Annotated in this window: 13 protein-coding genes; 2 read left to right on the top strand and 11 right to left on the bottom strand. The window is 39.5% G+C overall.

Features of this window, described 5'->3' with window-relative positions; translation table 11 throughout:
* The first annotated feature begins 149 nt into the window (after positions 1–149).
* The gene (locus J3L16_RS15335) at positions 150–1,199 is read left to right on the top strand and encodes a S66 peptidase family protein (RefSeq protein WP_207613905.1); all 1,050 of its coding nucleotides are present in this window, start codon (positions 150–152) and stop codon (positions 1,197–1,199) included.
* Here J3L16_RS15335 and J3L16_RS15330 read toward each other — a convergent pair.
* The 7 genes from J3L16_RS15330 to J3L16_RS15300 form a co-directional block, all read right to left on the bottom strand.
* Positions 1,196–3,037: a bifunctional diguanylate cyclase/phosphodiesterase gene (locus tag J3L16_RS15330; protein ID WP_207613904.1), complete on the bottom strand. Its 1,842-nt coding sequence runs from the start codon at positions 3,035–3,037 to the stop codon at positions 1,196–1,198. The genes J3L16_RS15335 and J3L16_RS15330 overlap by 4 nt on opposite strands.
* Positions 3,038–4,159 (bottom strand): FIST C-terminal domain-containing protein, encoded by a 1,122-nt coding sequence (locus J3L16_RS15325; protein WP_207613903.1) that lies wholly within the window; start codon positions 4,157–4,159, stop codon positions 3,038–3,040.
* Positions 4,160–4,222: 63 nt separating this feature from the next.
* Positions 4,223–7,291: an error-prone DNA polymerase gene (locus J3L16_RS15320; protein WP_207613902.1), complete on the bottom strand. Its 3,069-nt coding sequence runs from the start codon at positions 7,289–7,291 to the stop codon at positions 4,223–4,225.
* Positions 7,291–8,643, bottom strand: a complete 1,353-nt coding sequence (locus J3L16_RS15315; protein WP_207613901.1) for a DNA polymerase Y family protein — start codon at positions 8,641–8,643, stop codon at positions 7,291–7,293. The genes J3L16_RS15320 and J3L16_RS15315 overlap by 1 nt, the downstream gene beginning before the upstream one ends.
* A 6-nt stretch (positions 8,644–8,649) precedes the next feature.
* Positions 8,650–9,333 carry a hypothetical protein gene (locus J3L16_RS15310; RefSeq protein ID WP_207613900.1) on the bottom strand — a complete coding sequence of 228 codons (684 nt, stop codon included), beginning with the start codon at positions 9,331–9,333 and terminating at the stop codon, positions 8,650–8,652.
* A gap of 139 nt (positions 9,334–9,472) precedes the next feature.
* Positions 9,473–9,802 carry a DUF1820 family protein gene (locus J3L16_RS15305; protein WP_207613899.1) on the bottom strand — a complete coding sequence of 110 codons (330 nt, stop codon included), beginning with the start codon at positions 9,800–9,802 and terminating at the stop codon, positions 9,473–9,475.
* Positions 9,803–9,848: 46 nt separating this feature from the next.
* A complete protein-coding gene (locus J3L16_RS15300) occupies positions 9,849–10,424 on the bottom strand; it encodes a TetR family transcriptional regulator (RefSeq protein WP_207613898.1) in 576 nt (191 codons plus the stop codon).
* A 136-nt stretch (positions 10,425–10,560) separates the two neighbouring features.
* On the opposite strand from J3L16_RS15300, the gene J3L16_RS15295 reads away from it, so the two are divergent.
* Entirely contained in the window at positions 10,561–12,204 is a 1,644-nt protein-coding gene (locus J3L16_RS15295) for a M28 family metallopeptidase (protein WP_242698871.1), read from the top strand.
* A 62-nt stretch (positions 12,205–12,266) separates the two neighbouring features.
* On the opposite strand, the gene slmA is transcribed toward J3L16_RS15295, so the two are convergent.
* The 4 genes from slmA to J3L16_RS15275 form a co-directional block, all read right to left on the bottom strand.
* Positions 12,267–12,854, bottom strand: a complete 588-nt coding sequence (gene slmA, locus J3L16_RS15290; RefSeq protein WP_207613897.1) for a nucleoid occlusion factor SlmA — start codon at positions 12,852–12,854, stop codon at positions 12,267–12,269.
* A gap of 23 nt (positions 12,855–12,877) precedes the next feature.
* Positions 12,878–14,077 carry a bifunctional phosphopantothenoylcysteine decarboxylase/phosphopantothenate--cysteine ligase CoaBC gene (coaBC, locus tag J3L16_RS15285; RefSeq protein WP_207613920.1) on the bottom strand — a complete coding sequence of 400 codons (1,200 nt, stop codon included), beginning with the start codon at positions 14,075–14,077 and terminating at the stop codon, positions 12,878–12,880.
* Positions 14,078–14,347: 270 nt separating this feature from the next.
* Positions 14,348–14,665, bottom strand: a complete 318-nt coding sequence (locus J3L16_RS15280; protein ID WP_207613888.1) for a hypothetical protein — start codon at positions 14,663–14,665, stop codon at positions 14,348–14,350.
* Positions 14,666–15,248: 583 nt separating this feature from the next.
* Positions 15,249–16,670, bottom strand: a complete 1,422-nt coding sequence (locus tag J3L16_RS15275) for an aminotransferase class I/II-fold pyridoxal phosphate-dependent enzyme (RefSeq protein ID WP_347564694.1) — start codon at positions 16,668–16,670, stop codon at positions 15,249–15,251.
* Positions 16,671–16,816 lie beyond the last annotated feature (146 nt).

Genomic DNA, 16,816 nt, shown 5'->3' with positions numbered 1-16,816 from the left:
TGAGGTTACCCAGGGTAGAATAGATACCTCAAGACTCTTATTCTCTCGAAAGAGAAGCCTAAAAGCCTAAGCTAACGCTGGGGCTTATTGTTTGTAGGGGGGAAATAGTAATGATAGTCTTTAATAAACGGATAAAGGCTAGGTAAACAATGGAATTGGCTCAAGAATTAATAAAACCTAAAAGACTTCTATCAGGAGATAAAGTTGCAGTGTTGTCACCATCATGGGGTGGCCCTTTTGTATTCCCTGATGTTTATGAAAAAGGCCTTCGAGTTCTAATGGAATGGGGCTTAGAGGTAGTGGAATACCCATCCACAAGAATGAATAATGATTCAACAATTAATAATGTCAAAGCCCGTGCTCAAGACATCAATAATGCATTTTCAGATCCTGAAATAAAAGCCTTATTTATAACTATAGGTGGCGACGATTTAGTTTTGTTACTTCCTTATTTAAACCCTAAGGTGATTAAAGCAAACCCTAAAATAGTCATGGGCTTTTCTGATACCACAGTTTTGAATGTGTTTTGCTATCTAAAGGGGATGATTACGTTTAATGGTCCTTCAATAATGGCAGGTTTTTCTCAGATGGCAGCGTTACCTGAAACTTATAGGCAACACGTATATGATTTGTTGTTCTCATCAAAACCTACTTATACATTTCCAATCTATGAATCTTTTAGTGATGGTTTTCCAGATTGGAGTGTTAAGGAAAACCTAGGGAAAGTGAATAAGCCCCAATTAGATACGGGAATAAGAGTGCTACAAGGTCATGGAGTGATCTCTGGTACGCTATTTGGTGGGTGTCTTGAAGTTCTAGAGTTTATAAAGGGGACGGAATATTGGCCCACTGGAAGCTTTTGGCGAGGGAAAATTATATTTTTGGAGACATCGGAAGAGAAACCTTCAGTGAATGCGGTAAAGCGTATATTGCGTAACTATGGCACTCAAGGTGTGTATGAACAAATTAACGCTTTGATGATAGCGAATCCGATGCATTTTTCTCTAGAAGAAAAATTAGAACTGGATAACGTTATAAGGTCCGTAGTATCTGTAGAGTTCGGTATTACTAATTTGCCTATAATTACGAATGTTATGTTTGGCCATACAGACCCTAAAATAGTAATGCCATTGGGAGCTAAAATGGAATTAAATTTAGATAAAAAAATACTGAGATTGCTTGAATCTGTAGTAGCTTAATGACCGGCGTGCTGCTGTTCTAGGAGTTCCATTAGTACCGCTGCGCTATTAGGGCGGTAAAAAAAGTACCCTTGGAATTTATTTACACCTTTAGTCATTAGGTAATTTTTTTCGTTTTCATGTTCTACCCCTTCTACTACACACTCTAAATTGAAGTGAACACAGATATCGATGATTGCATTAACAATAACTTGGTTATTGGGGTTATTAGCGATATTAGCTGTAAAGGAACGGTCGATTTTTACCGTTTTCAAAGGTAATTGATGAATATAAGATAAAGACGAATATCCGCTGCCGAAATCGTCTAACATAAACACAACGCCTCTATTAACCAGTCTATTCATTCGACTAACGGCTGAGCTAATATTTTCTAATGCAACGCCTTCTGTAATCTCGATTCGCAATTTATCGTAGGGGACCGAATACTTATTAAGAATACTTATAAAATCGTGTTCGAAATTTAATGCTCCGAATTGTCTGGGGCTTATATTTACACTAATGTAATTTAATGTATTGGGTCTGTTTTGGGCATCAATATCTGAAATATTTCTGCAGACTTGTTCTAGTACCCAATTGCCAATATCGACTATTCTTCCGCTTTCTTCTGCAACGGGAATAAATTCAGCAGGGCTCACAGGTCCCAAAGATTTACTGTTCCATCGTAGTAGGGCTTCAGCGGCATTAATTAAAGCAGACCCGTTAACTATCGGCTGGTAATAAACTTCAAATTCATTATCTTGGATAGCGCTGTAAAGCGCATTTTCTAATTTTACTCGCCGTTCATTTTTTGCATGCATTGATTCATTGTAAAATTGATATGAATCACGACTAGTTCTTTTAACAGCGTACATTGCTAAATCTGCATTATTTACAATACTGTTTTGATGGGCACTGTTGTATTGTGGGTTGTTATCTAGGGGAAATAGTTGAATGCCAATACTCAATGTAATTTTAATACATTGTCCGTTAAAGCAAAGTGCTTCGGAAAATGCGCTGTTTAATTTAGCAGCAATGGCTTCAGCTTTGGTTTTCGCCTTGTATTTATCTCTATCTAGCTGAGGTGATATTACTGCAAATTCGTCACCGCTAATACGCGCCAACACTTCAAATTTATCACTTTGCTGCTGTAAGCGTTTGGTGATGACTTTTAATAAGTCATCACCAAATGAATGACCTAAGCTATCATTGATAACTTTAAATCTATCTAAATCTATAATGTATACAGCGCCATAAACACCTGATGCTAAAGAGCTTTCAAGATGATCGGCAAGCTTGATATTAAATTGGTTTCTGTTTGCTATTCCGGTTAATGGGTCTTGTAATGATTGTAGTATTAGCTTTTGTTCAACTCGTTTTCTGTTTTCAACCTCTAGCTTTAATTCTTCATGTTGAGAACATGCATGTATGCTGATTGCGAGTTTATTCAGTAATGGTCTAATAGCTTGTAATATTTTTAAATCGATTTCTCTATGAGCTCTTTCTAAAACAAGGACGCCATGGTCGGGTATAAGAAATAAATAATAGTCTAAACCTTTTATATTTTTATGGCAGACGTCGTTATTATTAGATTGATAATAGGAAGTGATGAGATCCGATAAAACATTATTGTTTTCTTCGACAAGCGTAGATGGAACTGAAAGTGCAGAGTATGCAGGAGACGTTAAGGTATCTCCGAATTGGTATGCAATCATAGCGCTGTTTAAGCTAAGTCGTTGCCTAAGGCGCTTCATAAAGGTAGTAAGCATAGGTACTAGATCTATACTTAAGCCAATACTCATAGATAGTTCGTGCTGTATAGACACAATTTGTAGTGTTTGGCTAACTCCTTTGTTTGCCATTTAGTTCACCACTGTGGGCATTGCCATTACAGCAGTTTTATTATGAAAATCAACACAGCCATTTACGCTTGATGCTATTTCTCCTAATGCTAGTACTCCAATTAGTGGATTATTATTATTCATTGGCTTTGCTATACCTAATAGCTCGTCTTGGAAACGGTCTTTAAGAAACAACTCTCTACTTATACAAGTAAATAGAAATCCATTGTTAATCGAGTGATTGGCATAGCGACTTGTTGCTGCATCTTTTGTCGCTTTAATAAGAGAGGATGGTTCACCTTTTAATATGTAGAGCATAGTATTTTCGGGAATATCACCTACACACACTAAGTGATTATTTTCTACTTTTATTGGGTCTCTTACCAACAACTCATTATCTAATCTGTCTATCCCGAATGGATAAGTCTGAGCAATATCAAAAAATGAGGTGTCTTGCAGTGATTTTTTTGAGTGATCTTCGACAACACTACTATAGATATCAATAGCAGGTTGAAAGTTAAGCTGAATAACCTCGTTACCCGATACTTCATTTGCTAAAAAGGGGCCATCTAAAATTTCCCAACCATGGCTTATAACTAGTTCCCACGGTTGAGTCATGGTCACAATAAGCATGGCGTCTTGGTAGGTACCTTTAGGAGTAAATAAGCAAGGTTTCTTTTCGAAAGACAATGAGCCTGCTCCTCCACCAAATACGACGGTATTAGAGGGAAGCGACTTTATAACTATTTCAAGTGTATCTTCAATACTATCAGTGAGCCCATCGGTCAATATTAACGCAGATTTTGTGTCATGATTGTCAAATGATAGCTGCTTACCTGAATGAGGAAATTGGCTAATATTTTCTATGATATCTATATGTGTTTTAACGACTATTGGTATCACCAGCGCACCGGACTTTTTTACTTGAGCTGCCAATATTATTCCAGGGAAAACCCCACCCCAAATTGGAAATTCAGAATTTGATAAAAGGCTCTCTAATTCCTTTGGAAATGGAGTATCTTGATCAACTGCAATGAGTAATATAGATTCAAATTTGGTGTTTGGGATTTCTGCAAGAGCACTAGAAAAAGTAGCCTCAGAGAGAGTTTCTATATATATAGGATCCCCGAATACTCCTTGCATAACTAGTCCCACCTTATTATTTTTAAATAAAAATACCTTAACCTCTCCAAAAGTGTAGACTATTTACCGAAATTCGCGTGATGATATGGAAAAGTTACCCCCCCATTGAGTGCGGTCGATAAGTTTACCTGCGACAACGTGAATAACCTTATCTTTACTTTTTTCTATAATGCCATTTACTTGTAAAATAGAGGCTTTTAAATAAGCTTGTTTTTGCGCTTGTGCGGTATTTCGCCAGACTACAACATTAATGTTCCCCGTGTGATCTTCTAATGTGAAAAAGGTTACTCCACTTGCAGTGCTAGGTGCTTGTTTACCGGTTACGCAACCAATCACTTTTACCAAGCTTTGGTTTTTAAGGTGAGGTAATTCACGAGCTAGGGTAATGTTTTCTTGTTTTAATTTAGTTTCAATGAGAGCGATAGGGTGCGAGTGTAAAGAAAGAGAGTTTGAATGGTAATCCTCAACGACATCTTCTGCGACGCTGGGGCCGTTGATATTATGGGTTGATTTAATAGTGCCTTCAAATAGTGGCAGTGAGTACTGGGAGTTCATTAAATCCCAACGAGCTTGATACCGGTTTCCCGCAATGACTTTAAGCGCATTACTGCTAGCAAGGGCTTGTAAATCTTGGTTTGATAACCCTGCTTGATGCAATTGTGAAAGAGAGTCAAAGCCATTCTCTGGTCTAAGTTTTAATAGTGTGGATATTGCGTTATCCGACAATCCAGATATTTGTGTTAATCCCAATCGAATTGCTGGACGTCCATGTTGCCATTGAATAACGTGCTCACCATGAGAGTGGTTAACACATACAGGTTTTACTAATACATTATGGCGCTTTGCATCTTGTATTAGTTGGCTTGGAGAATAAAAGCCCATAGGCAAACTATTGAGTAAACTGGTGTAAAACACTTCAGGAAAATAGTATTTTATCCAAGAAGATACATAGGCTAGTAAAGCGAATGAGGCGGAATGGCTTTCAGGGAAACCATATTCACCAAAGCCTAATATTTGTTTATATAACCGGCTAGCGAATTCTTCTGTATAACCATTGTTGGCCATTCCGGTTAGTAGTTTTTGTTCAAACTTTTTTAATGCTCCATTTTTCTTCCAACTTGCCATTGCTCTGCGTAATTGGTCGGCCTCACCTCCAGTGAACCCTGCGGCAACCATGGCGAGTTTAATGGCTTGTTCTTGAAAAATAGGCACGCCCATAGTGCGAGACAACACAGATTCAACATCTTTTGAAGGGTAAGTTATTTGTTCGGTACCATCTCGCCTCTTTAAATAAGGGTGAACCATATCTCCTTGAATGGGGCCTGGTCGAACAATGGCAATTTGTACAACTAAGTCATAATAAGTACGGGGCTTTAACCTCGGAAGCATAGACATTTGCGCTCGAGATTCAACTTGAAATACACCAACAGAATCGGCTTTACACAACATATCAAACACTTGACGATCATCGCCTTGGGAGTGTATCCAAGCCATGTCTAAGCGATAGCCATAATGCCGATCAATTAAATCAAAAGCTTTACGAATAGCGCTGAGCATACCCAGAGCTAATACATCTACTTTCAGTAAAGCAAGGCTCTCTAAGTCATCTTTATCCCATTGGATCACTGTGCGCTCTGGCATGGCTGCATTTTCTATGGGGACGAGTTCATACAAGGGGCCTTGAGAGATAATAAACCCGCCAACATGTTGGGATAAGTGACGAGGAAAGCCCACAATGTCTTCGACAAAATGAATGAGAAGCTTTATTAAGCGACTATTCGTATCTAGCCCTGCATCGGCGATTTGTTCCTGCCAAGGTTGAGTTTTATCTCGTCGATTTACATTCTTAATGGCATAGTCGAGCTTGGTTTCAGCAATGCCTAATGCTTTACCTACGTCACGAAAGGCACTTTTAAACCGATAGGTGATCACGGTTGCTGCTAATGCAGTACGGTGACGTCCGTACTTCTTATAGATGTACTGGATAACTTCTTCTCGCCTTGAGTGCTCAAAATCTACGTCAATATCAGGTGGTTCATCTCTTTCTTTGGAAATAAAACGCTCAAATAATAATGAAATTTTTCGCGGATCGACTGCGGTAATCTCTAAGCAGTAACAGACAATTGAATTTGCGGCAGAGCCTCTACCTTGGTAAAGAATATGTTTTGATTTAGCAAAATTAACAATGTCATAAATGGTTAAAAAGAAGTAAGCGTATTTTTGTTCTTCAATGAGCGAGAGTTCTTTTTCGATCAGTTGGGCCTGCTCTTCGCTAAGTCCTTCTGGGAAACGTTTTTTAGCGCCTTTATAAGTACATTCTCTAAGGTAAGTAATGGCTTGCTTTCCCTTGGGGATGATTTCTTCAGGGTATTGATAGCAAAGTTCATTCAAACTAAAAGTGCACTGCTTTGCTATTTTTACACTTTCGTTTAACCAAGTACTCGGAAATAATTTTTTAAGCTTATTAATCGGCCTTAACACTCGTTCACAGTTAATTTGTGCCTGTTTGCCCAAACTAGATACTGTGGTGGATTCTCTAATAGCATGTAATGTATGTTGCAAGGGTTGGCGGTCTGGGTGATGAAATAAGGCTGCATTCGTTGCACAAATAGGAAAACCCGTTAGCTTCTGAAGCTGATGATATAAGGTAAATCGCTCGTTATCTTGGCCATCTAAATAGCGGTTCGCGCCTAACCATGTACGAGAAGGCGCGTGCTTCATTAACCATGATGCCCATTCATTATTATCGTTTTTTAGGTTTGGTTGCCAAATAAATAGGCAATGCTTTAACGTAATAATATCCCACTGAGCGAGTTCAAATTGGCCTTTTCCCGCTCTCCGGCGTGCGTTAGTTATCACTCTGCATAGTTCTGTATACGCTTCTTTTGTTGGGCATAAAGCGGTAATAGCAAAGAGTTCATTAAGAGGAAGACGGGCACCAATAATTAATTGAATAGGCAAATGGTTTTTTTTTATTTCTGTATGGGCTCTGACTACACCTGCCACAGAGCAGTTATCGGTAACTGCGATACTGTGATACCCCAAAAAACTAGCGGTACTCACTAACTCTTCAGGGTGTGATGCACCTTCTAAAAATGAAAAGTTAGATTGGCAACAGAGCTCTGCAAACATTAGCTAAACCAACCTTGAAAGTACCATGTTGGAGAGGCGGAATTTACAGAGGTATTTCTATATACCCAAAGGCGTTCAGCTTGGGGCGTTTCGAGTAAGAAGTAATCGCGTTTTAAAGGCGTGCACCACCATTGTGTTTGTAAGCGTTGTGGTCCAGCAACAATACGACCTTTAGATACTAACCTAATGGGTTTTGTTAACATAAACGCAGGCGTTGCGGCATCAGCAGGCCAGTGTTCTGATAAAGTGAAAAACGGGTTGTTAGGTGGGTGAAAAGCGTTATCTTCTAAACGGGTACTTAATGTATCGAAGAGCTTGTGAACATCAATGGCATGGGTTCGTTGGTTAGAAAAAAAGTCGTTTGAACTGGGGGATATATCTAAGCTGTTGTGACACTCTAATTGTATGCTGCGAATGGGATTGGAAAAGGTGGTTTTTTCTAATTTTAAAGCCAAAGTTGCAGCCCAATCATGAGACAAATATTGTGCTAAGCTCGCTTGAAGTACCAGTGGATATGAGCACTTTTCACTATCTATAAAAGTGAATGTTATCTCTTGTGTGGCTTGATTGCGGCTACGTAAGTAACTTTGTAGTAAATCAAGTAAAGCCCTTGCCCAGCGCAATAAGTGTTCTTGATTTTCCATTTCAAAAGGTAGCTCAATACACTCGGTAAAAAATGTTTTAGGCTGATAAAATACGCGACCTAGGTTACTTAACCCTTTGATTGCATATAAATATTTAATGGTATCCTGTGAAAATCGGCCGGCAAGCTCTTCAATTGGTAAGGCCAATAAGGCTTTTACTGAATGAACTCCAACCCGCTGTAGTTGTTGTTGTGTTTTTAATGACAGCTGAAGCTGTGTAATGTTTAAATCATACAAAGCCGTGAGTACCAGCTCTTTTGAAAATAAACGATTTACTCGTGCTTTTGCCAATACACAAGCTTGCTCGGGCGTATTGGCTGTTGCGTAGTAAAAAGGGGTGTTGTGTTTATTTAGAGCATCAAGCAATACGCGCAAATGGATTTGTTTACTGCCATAGTAATAATCATGACGATCGCATCGAATTAATAGCTCACAAGAACTTTCTAAGCAAATATCACCATTGAGTTTATATAATTGATAAAGAATATGTGTAAGGCGAAGACGCTCTTTTTCAGCGCTGTAGGTGAGCACTTCTAATTGCGCACATAATGCGCTGGCGCTAGCTAAACCCATACCTATTTCAATACCGAATTTAGATGCCGCTAAGTTACATTGTATAACCTGATTCTGGGGAGCATGGTAAACCACCAAAGGCACACTGACTTCTTTGGGTATTAACAGGGCTGGAAAGTAAAGGCCTAACCACATGATAAACTAATGGTTTATTGCTGTAGAGAGTACAGATGCGTGCAAAGTGCGGTTAATCACATTATTACTAATAGGCATAGGGTTATTTATTTGAATTCCCATTTGAGGCCATCCTCCTTGTTGCTTCAACACATCTAGGTACCATTGCTGCTCTTTTTTGTACAAGGCCAGCTGTTCGGAACAAGGAGTTTGAATTGCACTTTGCTGAGTATTTGGCGATGAAAACCAAATGGCTTTGCAACCGTGCTGCGTTGCTTTTACATGACATCGACGTAACTGTTGTGATGTTGCGGTTAGGTTCCAAGCCAGCACCACAGCGCAGACCCCAGACATAATGCATTGCTCAAAAGCCCATAAATTTTGACTATTTTCAGAGGAATGTACGCAGAACAGGTAATCACTCGAGCAAATATCTCGTTGAAACCAGTGGGTGTTGGGCTGTCCAGGAGGGTTGATAAGTGCAATATATTGTCCCTCTTGCCGAGCTGCTTTTATTACAGACGATAAAAATGAGAGCTCTCCAGAGCCAGAATATGTGTGAAAATTCAATAACCCGTATTGGGCTAACCCTCCTTGTAGTGCTTTATCTATGGAAGCCTGGAGGAAAGGTAAAGCTACTTTTTTTTCTTGTGAACCAGTGCTGGCGTTCCAAATTATTTTAGATAGTTTAAGTTGCTCTAACGATGACATAGCAAATACCAATAACTGTATATTTATACAGTTATTGTAGTGAAAAAAAAGACAACCTCAAGCTGTCTTTTATTTTTATTGAAAGGCGGCTTATGAGTACGGTGCTTCTGAGTGTTGCACGCTCACTGCCGAAATGAATTTACCTTTCTTTTTTAGGACTATAAATAGGGGTAGGAAGGGCGGTGATTTTATCTGATAATTGAGTTATTTTTGCGGTTCCACGAGTTTTTACTACATCGATACGCAATACATTATGCATGGGGATATAGGTGTGAGTGACATCGGCGAATTCAGACTTTAACTTTTCATGGCTGGGGTCAACCACTAATTGAGTATGGGTATCCCATAAAAAATCACCAATTTCGACGAAACCAAATAAAGAACCTTGCGTTAGTGCTTTTACATAAAGTTCGTAACGCTCGCCGTTACTGACAAATTGAATGCGATAAATAGGGTCGTTCTGAGACATAAAATACAATAATGAAAATGCTATATTGGACTATTGTCTCTTTTTATTATGCATTGGGCAACAAAGGCGCAAGCAAGGATTGAATGGTAATCTGCATTTCCTCGCTGTCTTGGCATAACACTGCATTCACCGCGAGCCCTTGAACAAAGCAAGTAAGTTGTAGTGCTGCTGACTCAATATCTACACCTACTTTAAGCTGGCCATGCTCCATTGCTTGTTCTAAGCAACTAATAAAGGCGATTTGCAGACCATCGAGATAATGGCGACCAATTTCTCGAATGTTGATATCGTCAATACCTAATTCAGTTACCGAATTAATTAATAAACACCCTCTGCCATCAATAAGGGAAATGTAGTCATTGAAAAAACTCTGAATAGACACTAACCCCTGCTTTTCTTGTAGTTGTGTTTGCAAAGGTAATAAGCGACTTTCTTGGTAGTGAGCGAGTACGCGGTATAAAAATTGTTTTTTGTTTTTGAATTCAATATAAAAGCCCCGTCGATTAAATTCTGTACGGGCAATCAGCTCATCCATTGCTGCTCCATGAAAACTGTGTTCTAGAAACACATCTTCAGCGTCAGAGAGTACTTGTTCTATGTTGTATAAAGCTTTACGAGGCATAATTTTAGAGAATGTTTATTCTTAGCCTAATGTAATTTGCCGCATATGCAAGCATTAAAGCGTATTTTTGCTGTTTGATATATCGTATTGCTTTGGGATCTCTTACACTCTTAGGTGTATTAAATTGAGGTATACAATGAAAACAAAAATAATGAGTTTTGCGTCAGCATTTGCATTAGGTCTTACAGCTTCAGTAAGTGCGTTTAATGTCAGCGCAGAAGACAGCTTAGCGCCAGAAAAAGAATATATCCAAGCACATTTAAACTTCCTTGCGAGTGATTTACTTGAAGGTAGAGATGCAGGATCAATGGGTCATGAAATCGCTGCGGAATATATAGCTACGGAATTTAAAAAGTACGGTTTAACACCCGCAGGAACCGATGGCTTTATGCAGCGCGTTCCGTTTAGACGTGCAGTATTAAAGCAAGAATCTCCTGCATTAACGTTAAAAACCCCTGACGGCGATATTAACTTATCTTATCCAAAAGACTTTTTAACCTCTGCGGATACAGTACGTGAACAAACAAAAATGTCAGGAGAGTTGGTCTTTGTAGGCTATGGCATTATTGCTGATGAGTATGGTCATAACGATTATGCCGATATCGATGTATCTGGAAAAATAGTGGTTATGTTGTCGGGTAAACCGGCGTCATTCCCTTCTGAAGAAGGAGCGCATTTAGGCTCGGGTAGGCAAAAAGCGGCTTATGCTGCTGATAATGGAGCGATTGGGCTTATTACCATAAGCACCCCTACATCTGAAAAAGTAAGACCTTATCAACGCAGCCTATCTTATATTCATACCCCTGCATTACGTTGGTTAAATAAAGAAGGTAAACCAGCGGGTACCCATGAACAATTGCAAGGAGCAGCTCATTTTGGCCGCCCTTCGGCAGAAAAGTTATTTGCTCATGCACCTGTGTCGCTAGAATCAATCTACGCTCAGTTAGAAAAAGATGAAGCGCCAAAAGGCTTTGCTTTACCTGTTTCAGTAGCACTAACGAAAGAAAGTACCCATGAAACAATATCGAGCCCTAATGTTGTTGGTTTTGTTGAGGGCAGTGATCCCAAGCTAAAAAATGAATATGTTGTCTTTAGCGCGCACTCTGATCATATCGGCATAGCAAAAAGCGTTAAGAAAGATAAAATCAATAACGGTGCGATGGATAATGCGTCGGGTACATCTATTATGCTAGAAACTGCCCGTTTATTTGGGCAAATGGAAACTAAACCAAAACGCTCTATTTTATTTGTGTCGGTAACCGCAGAAGAAAAAGGCTTGTTAGGCTCGGATTACTATGCAAATAATCCTACTGTGCCGGTGGAATCTATTGTCACAAATGTCAATTTAGACATGCCAATTTTAACTTACAACTTTGCTGACGTAATTGCTTTTGGTGCGAATCATAGCGATATGAAAGTGTCGGTAGAGCAAGCAACAGGTAATATTGGTATAAAACTAAGTCCAGATCCTTGGCCTGAACAAGCTTTGTTTACGCGCTCAGATCACTACTCATTTGTAAAACAGGGTATTCCTTCTATTTTCCTAGTTACTGGCTTGGAGTCGGCTGACCCTGAAATAGATGGCTCAAAAGTATTTGGTAACTTCCTTGCCACTCACTACCACAAACCAACAGATGATCTTAACCTTCCGTTTAAGTGGAATGCAGCGGTGAAATTTGCCAGTGTGAATGCGCAAATTGGCAATACCTTAGCAAACCAAGAAGAACGTCCAAAGTGGAATGATGATAGTTTCTTTAAGGCAACTTTTGCAAAAGAGTAATCAGATTGAAATAAAAGCCGATGAAAAGTCGGCTTTTATTTTTCTAAATTATAAAGAGGGGATTAGTGAAAAAATGTTTTGAATAATGCCCAGTGATCATTGAAGCTTTCAGTTGGACGCTTAGTAAATTCAGAGCGAATAAACTGGTTAATTCGACCATCGGCAAAACAGACCATCATATTTGCCAATATCGCTTCATCGGCGCCTAAGGTTTTACCTTCTCTTAATTTACGTTCGCGCAGTATTTGTTTTAACTGGGTTTCTAAACGTTCAAACAACTGAGCAATTCGAGTGCGTAAACGCTCTTGTTCACCCATTAAAGCGTCGCCATTAAGCAGCCGTGTGATGCCGGGGTTTTTTTCAGCAAAGCCCAATACAAGATGCAAAATTAATTGGCATCGTACCATGGCGTCTTTTTCTTCCGTCACAATTTTGTTTACACGAGAAAACAAGGTGTTCTCGGTAAATTCAATTAGGCCTTCAAACATACGGGCTTTACTGGGGAAATGACGGTATAGGGCTGCTTCAGAAACGCCTACTTGCTCGGCAAGTTTCGCTGTGGTTATCCTTTGTCCTGGACTACTTTCTAGCATAGACGCAAGGGCTTGCAGAATTTGAGCTCGGCGATTCGGTTTTTTTACAGCGGGCATGACAGTTCCTTTAGCGTGTACGTTTATTTATTATTATAGTGGCTAGCCATTAATGAAATTAGCGTATGTGCTAAATTCGTTTTACTGTCTGCCGACAGTACTTTATCGCCCTCAGGCCAAAAAACATGAAGAGCATTTTGATCACTATTAAAGCCTAAACCTTGAATAGAAATATCATTTGCAGCAATCATATTCAGTTTCTTTTTCTCAAGCTTACCACGAGCATAGTGTTCAACTTTTTGACTTTCAGCGGCAAAACCTAGCGTGAAAGGCGCTTTTGGTAATGCAGCAACATCTTTAAGAATATCAGGGTTTTTCGTAAAAGTAAGTGTTAACTCATCTGATGTTTTCTTGATTTTATTCTCTGCTTGATCAATGGCGCGATAGTCGGCTACCGCTGCGCAAGCAATGAAAATATCAGCGTCGTTTACTTTGGCCATAACGGCGTCGTGCATACTTTGAGCAGAATCTACATTAACACGTTCTACCCCTGCAGGGGGCGATAAAGAAACAGGTCCGCTCACTAATACTACGTTAGCACCAGCGGCTTTGGCTGCCGAAGCTAAGGCATAGCCCATTTTTCCTGAACTGTGGTTACTAATATAACGAACGGGATCAATGGCTTCTCGTGTTGGGCCAGCCGTTATTAATACCGTTTTGCCACTAAGTGTTTGCTCTACTTCGGTGATGTTATCTATGTAATCGGCGATATCTTGAGGCTCAACCATTCTTCCAGGGCCTACGTCACCACAAGCTTGTTCTCCTGCAGCAGGGCCAATAAACTCAACACCGTCACCACTCAATAGTGCGATGTTGCGCTTTACCGATGCCGCTTGCCACATTTGTTGATTCATGGCTGGTGCAACCACGGTTTTGGCGACAGAGGCTAAATAAAGCGTGGTAAGCAAATCGTCTGCAATTCCATTCGCCATTTTTGCTAATAAATTAGCTGTAGCTGGTGCGATAACAAGGTAATCGGCCCATTTAGCTAGCTCTATATGGCCCATAGCGGCTTCTGCTGCAGGGTCTAATAGGTCGTTGCTGACGGTATTACCCGACACCGCTTGTAATGAAAGAGGACTAACAAAATGTTCCGCTGAAGACGTTAATACCACGCGAACAGAGGCGCCTTTTGCAACCAATTTTCTCACCAAGTCTGGTGTTTTATACGCAGCAATTCCGCCTGATACACCCAATAAAACGTTTTTTCCTAGCAGCAAAATAAATACTCAATCAAAAAGCTATATATCCAGATAATATCATGGGCCGTAAAGTGTGTGTAGCACGACTCGTCATGAGTTCAGGTGTTTGGGGTAAGTTGCTGTGGTAAAAATGCGCTTTAATGTTACCTACTATCTTTTGAGATAACTTCGTTTGAATCTTTAGCTCCTAATTTACTTTATTATTTGTAGCATCAATTTGGGTTTTCGAGTTTTGCTCAAGCTGTTTACATTCGTATTTTGTAGAATACTACACTCTATGGATTTTTATTTTTAAGAGTCATTAATTGCTTTGAATTCAATTTCTTTTAGTTTTAAGTGTGATTTCAGTTCACTTAGCTTTTCTGGTTTACCTTTTAATTGTCTAAGTAATTGAGGATTTTTACCTCCTTCTGTTTTTTGTCTGAGGTTCATTATTTCTACTTCATATGTGTTTATTCTGGACTGTAATTGGCTTATATCAACCTTTAATCTTTGTGCAGAAATTTTATCTTTATTAAGTGTTGTATAAATAGGTTGGAGAATGCTAAAAATGATAAGCAAACAAATTCCAATTGCACCATAACCAGCTCCCTTTCCTGTTTGATACATAACTATTCCACAGTAGGGACATAGGTGCTGTATTCGTTTTCCAACGAAAAATCCCATCTTTATATGCCATAATCTAGGAGTGCATTTTTTATTGCAGCTACTACACGTAATTCTTTCATCCATTTGTGTATTTTCCATAAAATATATCATCAAATAGGAAGCTCATACTATTGCAATTGGCAGTGTGGTGATCAACTAGTTTCTGGTTATCGTTTAAGCGCCTTCTAGTTGTTATTCACGGACATATTCATGCAATGATGGCATTACAAGAACGAGGAGCGTATATGGTCTCGTTTCAAAAAAGAAATGAACAGTACCAATACAGGGGGTTGGAAATAATAGCGAAAATTATGGCGACGATTGGCACCCTGACCTGGGCTATTTTGTTGGTGCGCAAATAGCGAAGGCCTATTGTGAACAAGCCGAAGACAAGCAACAAGCGATTAAAGAGCTCCTAAACGTAAGCGATTCGAATTCTATTTTGGTTAAAAGCGGTTATGCAGACTGCTTTAATGCCGTTAATACGCCCTAGTATACAAGGCTAAAAAGCAATTTTTTACTGTGTCCACGAGTTTGAATTTAGCTATTCAAGCGAGGCTGCAATTTCAGTCAGCGCGGTGATGGCAATCTCAATATCATGTTTTTGTGTTTGCCAATTACTCAGTGCTGCGCGAATAATAGATTCACCTTGCCAACTACCTAAGCTCAAAAATATACGTCCATCTGTATTTATCGCGTGTAAATAGTGCTCCACTTTTTGTTTTGCTTCATCGTTAGTTAATCCGGTTGTAACTGGTTTAAATAAAACAACATTTAACTGGCAAGGGTAAACTAAATCGTAGTGATTTGATTGTGCTATCCAGTCCGCAAATTCACCGGCTAATGCTACTGCTCGCTGAGTCCATTCTCGAACGCCATTTTTGCCGTACGCTAACAATGATAAATATACTGGTAACGCACGAAATCGCCTAGAGTTTTCTATTCCTAACGACATGAAATCAGGCTCATCACTGCTGTTAACTAAGTAAGGCGCAGGCACGTCACAGCTATTAAAGAGGTGCTGTCTATGTTGGGTGAGGAATACGCCGCAATCATAAGGTACATTGAGCCATTTGTGGCAGTCTAAAGTAACGCTATCAGCCAACTCTAGGCCACGAGTTTTACCATTTTTGCCATTCAGTAAACGCTCGAAAATACCAAATGCTGCGTCAACGTGAAGCCAAGCATCATACTGTTTGCATATTTCACTTATAGTAAGTAAGTCATCATAATCTGTACCAGTAACTGTGCCTGCGCTGGCAATTACTATTTTTCCTTTGGCATTGCTTTCTTTTAGAGCCTTCTGCAACGAAATGGATGACATCTTTTCTGTTCTATTTTCGCAATCAACTGAACGGTAGTTCCGTTGTCCTAAGCCTGCCATTCCTAGACTTTTAATCATGCTAGCATGGGGGGTACTAGAAAAAACATTAATGTCCAATGCGAATAACCCATCTTTGGCAACATCAATTCCTTGCTGATTGCCGACATATTGTCTTGCGGTAATTGCCGCTAAGAAATTCGCGGCTGTCGCGCCGGTTGTCAAAGAACCTTGAAAGGTATGAGGTAAAGTGAATAGATCACAAAGCCATTTTATTGCTTGCTGTTCGACTTGAGGGGCTATGGAGTCTCCTGATTTAATGAGATTTTGATCAAAACTAGACACTAACCAATCGGCAAAAGTTGCTACCGGTGTTGCCCCTCCGGTAACAAAGCCCCAATATCGAGGACCACGACTGGCCGAGAGGTTGGGAACAATCGTTTCTTGCAAATGCTTTACACAATAATCCATCCCCATCCCAATTTTATTTAAACCATTGTTAGCCAGAGATGTGTTTAGTTTCGCAACACGAGTGTTAACTTGTTGGTTAATAAATGCTTGGCTTATTTGGCTAAAAATCTCGTGATCGTCAGCTAACGTAGGCCAAAAATTTGATTGCTGTTGGTTTTTTAGTCTATTGTTCACTCGCGTAATCCTATTACGTTAATTGTTATTTAGCATAAAATAAGCTGAGTTAAATAACAGATACAGTTTTTATTATTTTTAAGTGTACAGTTGAACGCCATATAGATTGAAAGCTTTCCCTAAAGGGCTCATGCCAAAGAAACTCG

Source organism: Alteromonas sp. 5E99-2, from assembly GCF_017368475.1.
In the GTDB taxonomy this organism is placed as follows: domain Bacteria; phylum Pseudomonadota; class Gammaproteobacteria; order Enterobacterales; family Alteromonadaceae; genus Alteromonas_F.
This window is presented reverse-complemented; position numbering and strand designations above follow the sequence as displayed.